This window comes from Stenotrophomonas sp. ZAC14D2_NAIMI4_6 (assembly GCF_003086875.1).
In the GTDB taxonomy this organism is placed as follows: Bacteria; Pseudomonadota; Gammaproteobacteria; order Xanthomonadales; family Xanthomonadaceae; genus Stenotrophomonas.
On the sequence record NZ_CP025996.1, the window covers coordinates 3,601,607 to 3,609,698 of the forward strand.

Genomic DNA, 8,092 nt, shown 5'->3' on the forward strand with positions numbered 1-8,092 from the left:
ACCGAGATCACGCCGATGGCCACCCTGCGCTGGTACTTCGACTTCGTTTCGCCCTATTCCTACCTGCATTGGCAGAAGCTGAAGCAGTTGCCGCAGTTCACCCGCATCCAGCCGGTGCCGATCGCCTTCGGCGCGATCCTGCACCACCTGGGCAACCTGGGGCCGGCTGAGATTCCGGCCAAGCGCCGCTTCATCTACCGCCAGCTGCTGTGGACCGCGCAGGCCGAAGGCACGTCGCTGCGCTTTCCGCCGGGGCATCCGTTCAACCCGCTGGCCGTGCTGCGCCTGTGCCTGGCCGCCGGCGGCAGTGCGCAGGCGGTGGATGTGCTGTTCGACTGGATCTGGCGCGACGGCAACAGCGCCGACAGCGCCCAGGCCCTGCGCGAACCAGCGCAGCGGCTGGGCGTGGATGACGTGGAAGCCGCCCTGGCCGACCCGGCCATCAAGGAACAGCTGCGCCGCAACACCGACGCGGCCATCGACGCCGGCGTGTTCGGCGTGCCGACCCTGTCCATCGACGGCGAACTGTTCTGGGGCAACGACGCGCACCCGATGATGGCCGCGGTGCTGGCCGACCCCGGCCTGCTGCAGCAACCGGAATGGCAGCACGTGATAACGCTTCCAGTGGCGGTACAGCGCAATCGCTGAACAGGCATGGCGTAATTCCCTCGCGCGCCCGGCTCGGTTTTGAGATAGTTTTCACACTTTCCGAACCTACAACCGCCCTGGAGGGGGAGCCGGATGCGCATCGGAATCGTCGTCGATTCGGCCTGCGACCTGCCGCAGGACTTCATTGCCGCGCACAACATCGTGCTGCTGCCGATCACCGTTCGCATTGGCGAAGCGGTACTGGCCGACCACCGTGATGAGCAGGCCACGCTCAGCTTCCTGCACGCACACGTGGCCGAACACGGGGCCGAAGCGGAAACCATTCCCTTCAGCGTGAACCAGATCCGCGATCTGTTCCTGCAGCAGCTGGTGATCGATTACGACCACGTGTTCTGCATGACCATCACCAAGACCCGCAGCCCGATCCACGACAACGCGCTGCAGGCCAGCTTCGCCATCCTCAACGACTACAAGCCGGTGCGGCAGGCGGCGGGCTTCAATTCGCCCTTCGCGCTGCGCGTGCTGGACACCCAGAACCTGTTCGCCGCGCAGGCGGTCACCGCCATCGAAGCGGTGCGCCTGCGCGACAGCGGCGCCAGCGTGCAGCAGATCCGCGAGCGGCTGGAAGCGCTGGCCGGCAACGTGCATGGCTACATGGTCACCCGCGATCTGTACTACATGCGCGCACGCGCCCGGCACAAGGGCGACCGCAGCGTGGGCCTGATCAGCGCCGCACTGGGCAGCGCACTGGACATCAAGCCGGTGCTGCACGGGTACCGCGGCGAAACCGGCCCGGTGGCCAAGATCAAGGGCTTCGACAATGCGGTGCAGAAGCTGTTCGGCGTGGTCGGCAAGCGCGTCCGTGCCGGCCTGATGACCCCCACGGTGTGCGTGAGCTACGGCGGTGAACTGGACGAACTGCGTGCCCTGCCCGGCTATGCGGCGCTGAAGGAAACCTGTGCCGCGCACGGCGTAGCCGTGTACGAAGCGGTGATGAGCCTGACCGGCATGGTGAACGTGGGCAAGGGCGCGGTGACGGTGGGCTTCGCCGACGGCCCGCACGCCTTCGATTGACGGCGCGCGCCTACACGCGCATTGCACCGCCACTGTGCCAGCCTTGCCACCTCTGAAGGAGAACCCTCATGCCTGCGCAGTACCACATCAGCCTGCCCGACCCGTCCAAGGCCCGCGGCAACGACCCCGACCTGTCCTTCCATTCGCAGAGTGCCGGCGGTTTCGCCGAAGAACTGCAGGACGCGCTGCGCACGGTCACCCTGTTCGAACGCTGGAAGGCCAAGCAGCCGGATCCCGATGCGGTGGAACCGCAGTGGGGCGTGACCGACCCGGACGCCACCGTGACCGGCGAACAGAAGGACCTGCGCATCAACCTGGTGGCCACCACCCGCATCGACAGCGATGTGTTCAAGCAGCGCCTGCGCCTGCTGGCCGGCCACCATTGGGAACTGCGCGACGTGCGGTAAGCAGCGCACCGCTCTGGTAGGTGCCAACCTTGGTTGGCACTCATCGGAAACGACGGCCAACCAAGGTTGGCCACTACCGGGTTCATGCCCGGCTCTGGCCACGCGCTACCAGCCACCACCCAGCGCGCGGTACAGCTCCACCCGGGCGATGGCGGCCGCGGCCTGGCTGTTGGCCAGCGCGGCCTGGTTGTCCAGCGCGATGCGCTGGGTACTCAAGACATCCAGCATATCCACCACGCCGGCCTGGTACTGGCGGCGCGCGGCACCCAGCGCGGTTTCGCTCTGCGCCACCGCCACCTGCAGCTGCGTACTGCGCTGCTGTTCGGCGGCATAGCCATCGATGGCATCGTCCACTTCATGCCAGGCCTGCAGCACCGTGCGCTGGAACTGCAGCGCCGATCGCTGTTGCTGCAGGCGGCTGAGCGCCAGATTGGCCTGCAGTCGCCCGCCCTGGAAGATCGGCAGGCTGATCGACGGGCCGATGCTGAAGCGGTGGGCATCCCATCCGTCCAGGTCATCGAGCTGTTTTGCCTGGAACCCGGCATCGCCGTTCAAGGTGATACGCGGCAGGAAGCTGGCTTTGGCCACGCCGATGTTCGCCGTGGCCGCATGCAACGCCGCTTCGGCACGGCGGATGTCCGGGCGGCGTTCGGCTAGTTCACTGGGCAGGCCCACCGCAACGGCAGGCAATGCCGGCCAGTCGGCACGCGCGTCCTGCAGCAGGGTATCCAGCGCCTGCGGCGGCCTGGCCAGCAGCAATGCCAGTGCATTGCGCAGCTGTGACTGGCGGTGCCGCAGCGGGGCGATGCGCGCCTGCAGCGCGGCAACCTGCGCGGCCGCGCTCGACACCTGCAGGGTCGTGGCGACGCCTTGCCGCTGGCGTGCTTCAGTCAGCCGCTGGATGTCGGCGGCAATGCCCAGGTTGTGCTCGGTAATGGTCAGCAGCTGCGAAGTCGCGCGCAGCTGCAGGTAGCTGCGTGCGGTTTCCGCCAGCAGCGCGATGCGCACCGCATGCGCATCTTCTTCGGCCATCTGCACGCGCGCGTCGGCGGCCTCCACCTGGCGGCGCACGCGGCCCCACAGATCCAGCTCCCAGCTCAGGCCGATGCCGGCCTGGAACAGGCCGTAGTCATCGCGCCCTGCATTACCGGAAGGATCGCTCAGGCCCGCTTCGCTGTTGCGCGCGCGCACGCCGCTGGCAGTGGCCGCCACCGACGGCAGGCGATCGGCCGCACTGATGCCACGCGCCGCCCGGCTCTGCTGCACGCGATTGGCGGCCAGCTGCAGATCCAGGTTGGACTGCAACACCTGCTGTGCCAGCTGCCCCAACAGCGGATCATCGAAGCCTGCCCACCAGGCCGCGTCATCGTCGATGGCCGTGCTGGCCACCGCCTCGCCCTGCCACTGCGCCGGCAGCGCAGCCTGCGGGCGTACGAAATCCGGGCCCATCGTGCAGGCCGCCAGTGCCACGCACAGCAACGCGCTGGCCAGTGCCTGCATCACGCTGCGCGCGCTCATGCGCCCTCCCCGCCCTGCAGGTCCACGCGGGCTTCCACCGACATGCCGGCACGCAGCTGGTCCAGCAACGGCTGGCCCGGTTCCAGCACGATCTTCACCGGAATGCGCTGCACCACCTTGGTGAAGTTGCCGGTAGCGTTCTCCGGTGCCACCGCAGCGAACGTCACTCCGGTGGCGGGCGCGATGCTGTCGACGTGGCCACGCAGCGAGGTACCGGGAAACACATCCACGGTCAGTTCCACCGGCTGCCCCGCGCGCATGCGGGTCATCTGCGTTTCCTGGAAATTGGCGACCACGAAGGCACGCTGCAGCGGCACCACCGCCGCCACCGCAGTGCCTGGGGTCAGGTAGGCACCCACGCGTACCGCACGCCGACCGACCACGCCATCGATCGGGGCCCTCAGCTCGGTATGCGAAAGGTCCAGCTCGGCACGGGCCTGCGCCGCTTCGGCACGCTGTACCGCCGCCTGCGCCGACTGCACGCCTGCGGCCAGGATGTCGGTGCGCTGGCGGGCGGTGCTCAACGCGGCCTGGCCCTGCTGCAGGTGGGCACGGGCCACGGCCTGCTTCGACTGCGCCTGCTGCGCGTTCTGCACCGTACCGGCGCCGTCGCTGGCCAGTGCGCGGTAACGCTGCTGGTCGGCACGGGCCAGGGTCAGTTCGGATTGACTGACATCCACGCTGGCCCGCGCCTGTTCGATCAGCGAGCCCTGCTGGGCGAGCGCCGCTTGCGCATTGGCCAGCTGTGCACGCGCATTGGCCAGGTCGGCGCGTGCGGCCTGCAGTGCCACTTGGTAGTCGCGGTCATCGATGCGGGCCAGCACGTCGCCGGCCTTCACTGTCTGGTTGTCCTGCACCTCGACGCTGCTGACAAAGCCGGCCACTTTCGGCGCAACCACGGTGAAATCCGCATTGACATAGGCGTTGTCGGTGCGCTGGTAGCGGCCATCGCGCAGCAGCAGCCAGCCGCCGATGGCCAGGGCCAGCACGCCCAGCGCCAGGCCGGTGTTGAGGGTTGTCTTGTTGACGGTCATGGAGGGTTCCTTGCGAAAGGGGGTCAGGCCACGGCACGTGGCGGATGGACACGGGTGGCCCACGGCAGCAGCGGCAGGCAGCCCAGGGCCACCAGCGCGACCAGCCAGTACAGGTCCGCCGAGGTCAGTGCCTGCACCTGGGCGTGCAGGCGCGCGGGCAGATCGGCACTGGCCGGCAACCACGGCTGGTTGCCCAGGTGGTCGACCAGGGCGGTGGAATGGAGGTGGCGGCGAGACTGCCCGACCGCATCGAGCACGCCCCCGGCGAACACCGCAGAGAAGCCTTTGACGGTGTTGAACCAGGCCGAGGCATACGGGCCGTCCTGCGGCGCCAGGCCGGTGGTGGCCAGCAGCAGCAACGGCAGCACCGCCATCGGCTGCGCCACCACCTGCAGCAGCTGCACCCACAGGAAGTTGTCGCGGTTCCATTGCACGTCCAGCTGCGCGCCCAGCAGGCACGCCACTGCCAGCAGCAGCAATCCGGCCGCCTGCACCCAGCGGCAATCCACCGCACGCTGGTTCATCAGGGTGGCCACCAGCGGCAATGCGAGCGCCTGTGGCAGCGCCACCCACAGCAACATCGGTGCCGTCTGCAGCGGACGGTAGCCCTGCACGCTGGCCAGGAAGCTTGACGGGATGGAGATGACCGCCAGCAGCACGAACAGCACGCCCATGCAGGTCACCAGCGCATAGCTGAGGTTGCGATGGGCCAGCAACTGCAGCTTGAAGAACGGAAGCGGGTGGAACCATTCGTTGATGAAGAACAGCACCAGCAGGCCCGCGCCGCCGCCCAGCAACGCGATGATCAGCGGCGAATCGAACCAGCCCAGGCGCGCGCCCTGGGTCAGGCCCAGCACCAGCATCACCAGCGCCGGAAACCCAAGGGCCAGGCCCACGCCGTTGAACTGGGCAAAGCGTTCCAGCCGCAGCGGGTCCTGCGGCAGGCCCCAGCCCACCATCAGCATGCCGGCCACGCAGAACGGCACGATCTGCCAGAACGCGAACTGCCACCCCGCATGCTCGACCCACAGCGCCGCCAGGGGCGTGCCCATGCTGGGCCCGAACGTTGCAGTGAGCGCATAGCCGGCCAGGCCGTACAGCTTGATGCCCGGCGGCAGGAAGCGCAGCGCCACGCTCATCAGCAGCGGCGGCAGCGCACCGCCGGCCAGGCCCTGCAGCGCACGCAGCAGCAGGAACGAGGGCAGGTTCGGCGCCAGCGGGCACAACACGCCCAGCAGCATGAAGGCCGCGATCATCACCAGGCCGAAGCGGCGCAGCGAGAAGGTCACCGCGCACCACGGCGCGAACGCCATGGCACTGACCGACATGGCGCTGTAGATGCCGGTGATCCAATTGCCTTCATCCACGCTGAAACCCATCGCACCGCGGATGTCGGCCAGTGCGACCTTGGTGACGTTTTCGTTGAAGCCCGACAGCAGCACGACCAGCAGTACGCCGCACAGGCCCACCACGATGCGGCGATCGAAGGCGGCGGGAACGGGCGCGGCAGGCGTGCTGGGCAAGGTGACCGCGCTCATCGGCGCGGCTCGATCCGTGCAGCGCACGGCAGGTGAAGCGACATGGCGTGCGCTCCGTGAAGGTGGGGAGCGCAGTCTAGGCAGGCCCACTACTGCGAAAAATGGTGTGGGTGCGATGCCAGTCGTGCGTGCAACGCACGGTAGGACAGGTCGATGGTGCCCATGCTTCGTAGAGTCGAGCTTGCTCGACTGCCCTGCGCGGGATCAGGCGAAAGCAGTCGAGCAAGCTCGACTCTACGGGGCGTCGGCGTCGCACATGCTCTTGATCGCGCGGCGCAGCCAGCGGTGCGCCGGGTCGTTGTCCATGCGCGGGTGCCAGGCCTGCACCAGGGCCACGGTGCGCACCGACACCGGCAGCGGGAACATGCGCAGTGGCAGCCCCATGTAGGTGATGCGGTCGAGCATCACGCTCGGCATCTGCGGCAACACCAGGTCCGAAGCGGCCGCCGCAAAGATCGCGCCATGGAAGGTGGGAATGACCATCGCCACCCGTCGGCGTAGGCCCATCTGCGCCAGTTCGTCATCGATCGGCCCATGGGCGATGCCACGCCGCGAGACGGCAATGTGATCGCAGGCGGCAAACCGCTCGGCGGTGATATCCCCGTCGAACAGCGGATGATCCTCGCGCGCCGCGCCGAGCAATGCCGTGGTGAACAGGTTCTGCACCTTGGTTTCCTGCGTGTGCTTGCCGGCGGTGCTGATGTACAGGTCGATCCGCCCCTGCACCATCGCGTCATCGTCGGTATCGCCTTCGGGCATGAAGCGCAGGGTGCAACCGGGCGCCTGCTGGCGGAACACCTCGCGCAGGCGACCGCCGTAGCTGCCGATGAACACATCGTTGGCGCGGATGCTGAAGGTGTGCTCCAGGGTCAGCATGTCCACTTCGCGACCATCGTTGAACACCCGGTGCGCCTGCTCGATCACATCACGCACCTGCTCGCGCAGCTCCAGCGCGCGCGGGGTCGGCGCCAGCCCGCGGCCGGCGCGCACCAGCACCGGGTCGCCCAGCGCCTCGCGGATCCGCCCCAGGGTGCGACTCATCGCCGGCGCGCTCAGGTTCATGCGCCGCGCAGCCCCGGCGACACTGCCTTCGTCCAACAGGACGTCCAGGGCCAGCAACAGGTTCAGGTCGGGCAGGGGCATGGCGGTCTCCAACAGATGGAATGACTCTACGACACTCCAGCCCGACGTCGATTGCATCCTATGCACGCATTGCCTGCGCCGCACGGCATGGGTGCGCGCTGCGGCATGGGCGACCATCACCGCCTGCCAAGGAGACCTCCCCATGTTCACCACCCTGCTGGTCGCCCTCGATGGCGGCCGCCAGCACGACCCGCTGCTGGACCTGGTCGCCCACGTCGCCGGGCCGCGCAGCCGCGTACACCTGCTGTGTGTGCTCGATCCCGAGTTCGCCCTGCCCGCTGGCGCCAGCGACGCCGACCGCTGCGAGTACCCGGCGGCCGCCCGCCAGCAGGCCAAGGCCGAAGGTCTGCTGCAGGACGCCACGGCGCAGCTGCGCGAACGCGGCGTGGATGCGCGCTCGCTGCTGCCGGCCGGGGACCCGGGCGAAGTGATCAGCGCCCAGGCCCGCGAGCTGGGCGCCGATCTGATCGTCATCGGCCATCGCCACCTGTCGCGCCTGCAGCGCCTCCTCGACAGCTCGGTAGCGCAGTGGACGCTGGACCACGCACCGTGCCCGGTGCTGGTGGAAACGCGGGGCGGTTGACCGGCCCGCTCTGGTAGGTGCCAACCTTGGTTGGCACTTCCGGGTCCATGCACCGCTCTGGTAGGTGCCAACTTTGGTTGGCACTTCCGGGTTCATGCACCGCTCTGGTAGGTGCCAACCTTGGTTGGCACTTCCGGAAACGACGGCCAACCAAGGTTGGCCACTACCGGGTTCATGCCCGGCTCT

At 68.3% G+C, this 8,092-nt stretch carries 8 protein-coding genes; 4 read left to right on the top strand and 4 right to left on the bottom strand.

The window, feature by feature from the left end; genetic code table 11:
* The first annotated feature begins 15 nt into the window (after positions 1 to 15).
* The 3 genes from C1933_RS16455 (at position 16) to C1933_RS16465 (ending at position 2,090) form a co-directional block, all read left to right on the top strand.
* On the top strand, positions 16 to 648 hold the full coding sequence (locus C1933_RS16455) for a 2-hydroxychromene-2-carboxylate isomerase (RefSeq protein WP_108754117.1): 633 nt from the start codon (positions 16 to 18) through the stop codon (positions 646 to 648).
* A gap of 93 nt (positions 649 to 741) precedes the next feature.
* Positions 742 to 1,683 carry a DegV family protein gene (locus C1933_RS16460; RefSeq protein ID WP_108750563.1) on the top strand — a complete coding sequence of 314 codons (942 nt, stop codon included), beginning with the start codon at positions 742 to 744 and terminating at the stop codon, positions 1,681 to 1,683.
* A 68-nt stretch (positions 1,684 to 1,751) separates the two neighbouring features.
* Complete coding sequence (locus C1933_RS16465; RefSeq protein ID WP_108754118.1) at positions 1,752 to 2,090, top strand: hypothetical protein; 339 nt, start codon at positions 1,752 to 1,754, stop codon at positions 2,088 to 2,090.
* A 105-nt stretch (positions 2,091 to 2,195) separates the two neighbouring features.
* On the opposite strand, the gene C1933_RS16470 is transcribed toward C1933_RS16465, so the two are convergent.
* The 4 genes from C1933_RS16470 to C1933_RS16485 all read right to left on the bottom strand — a co-directional run bounded on the left by C1933_RS16470 (position 2,196) and on the right by C1933_RS16485 (position 7,323).
* Complete coding sequence (locus tag C1933_RS16470) at positions 2,196 to 3,608, bottom strand: efflux transporter outer membrane subunit (RefSeq protein WP_108754119.1); 1,413 nt, start codon at positions 3,606 to 3,608, stop codon at positions 2,196 to 2,198.
* A complete protein-coding gene (locus tag C1933_RS16475; protein WP_108754120.1) occupies positions 3,605 to 4,642 on the bottom strand; it encodes an HlyD family secretion protein in 1,038 nt (345 codons plus the stop codon). The genes C1933_RS16470 and C1933_RS16475 overlap by 4 nt, the downstream gene beginning before the upstream one ends.
* Positions 4,643 to 4,665: 23 nt before the next feature.
* The gene (locus tag C1933_RS16480; RefSeq protein WP_108754121.1) at positions 4,666 to 6,180 is read right to left on the bottom strand and encodes an MFS transporter; all 1,515 of its coding nucleotides are present in this window, start codon (positions 6,178 to 6,180) and stop codon (positions 4,666 to 4,668) included.
* A 234-nt stretch (positions 6,181 to 6,414) separates the two neighbouring features.
* Positions 6,415 to 7,323 carry a LysR family transcriptional regulator gene (locus C1933_RS16485; protein WP_108754876.1) on the bottom strand — a complete coding sequence of 303 codons (909 nt, stop codon included), beginning with the start codon at positions 7,321 to 7,323 and terminating at the stop codon, positions 6,415 to 6,417.
* 142 nt (positions 7,324 to 7,465) lie between these two features.
* Here C1933_RS16485 and C1933_RS16490 point away from each other — a divergent pair, with 142 nt between their 5' ends.
* On the top strand, positions 7,466 to 7,906 hold the full coding sequence (locus C1933_RS16490; protein WP_108754122.1) for a universal stress protein: 441 nt from the start codon (positions 7,466 to 7,468) through the stop codon (positions 7,904 to 7,906).
* Positions 7,907 to 8,092 lie beyond the last annotated feature (186 nt).

What these genes read in the sequence shown, in the direction of transcription:
- C1933_RS16455 (WP_108754117.1), top strand. Translation starts at nt 16, where the DNA reads ATGGCCACCCTGCGCTGGTACTTCGACTTCGTTTCGCCCTATTCCTAC.
- C1933_RS16460 (WP_108750563.1), top strand. Translation starts at nt 742, where the DNA reads ATGCGCATCGGAATCGTCGTCGATTCGGCCTGCGACCTGCCGCAGGAC.
- C1933_RS16465 (WP_108754118.1), top strand. Translation starts at nt 1,752, where the DNA reads ATGCCTGCGCAGTACCACATCAGCCTGCCCGACCCGTCCAAGGCCCGC.
- C1933_RS16470 (WP_108754119.1), bottom strand. Translation starts at nt 3,608, where the DNA reads ATGAGCGCGCGCAGCGTGATGCAGGCACTGGCCAGCGCGTTGCTGTGC.
- C1933_RS16475 (WP_108754120.1), bottom strand. Translation starts at nt 4,642, where the DNA reads ATGACCGTCAACAAGACAACCCTCAACACCGGCCTGGCGCTGGGCGTG.
- C1933_RS16480 (WP_108754121.1), bottom strand. Translation starts at nt 6,180, where the DNA reads ATGAGCGCGGTCACCTTGCCCAGCACGCCTGCCGCGCCCGTTCCCGCC.
- C1933_RS16485 (WP_108754876.1), bottom strand. Translation starts at nt 7,323, where the DNA reads ATGCCCCTGCCCGACCTGAACCTGTTGCTGGCCCTGGACGTCCTGTTG.
- C1933_RS16490 (WP_108754122.1), top strand. Translation starts at nt 7,466, where the DNA reads ATGTTCACCACCCTGCTGGTCGCCCTCGATGGCGGCCGCCAGCACGAC.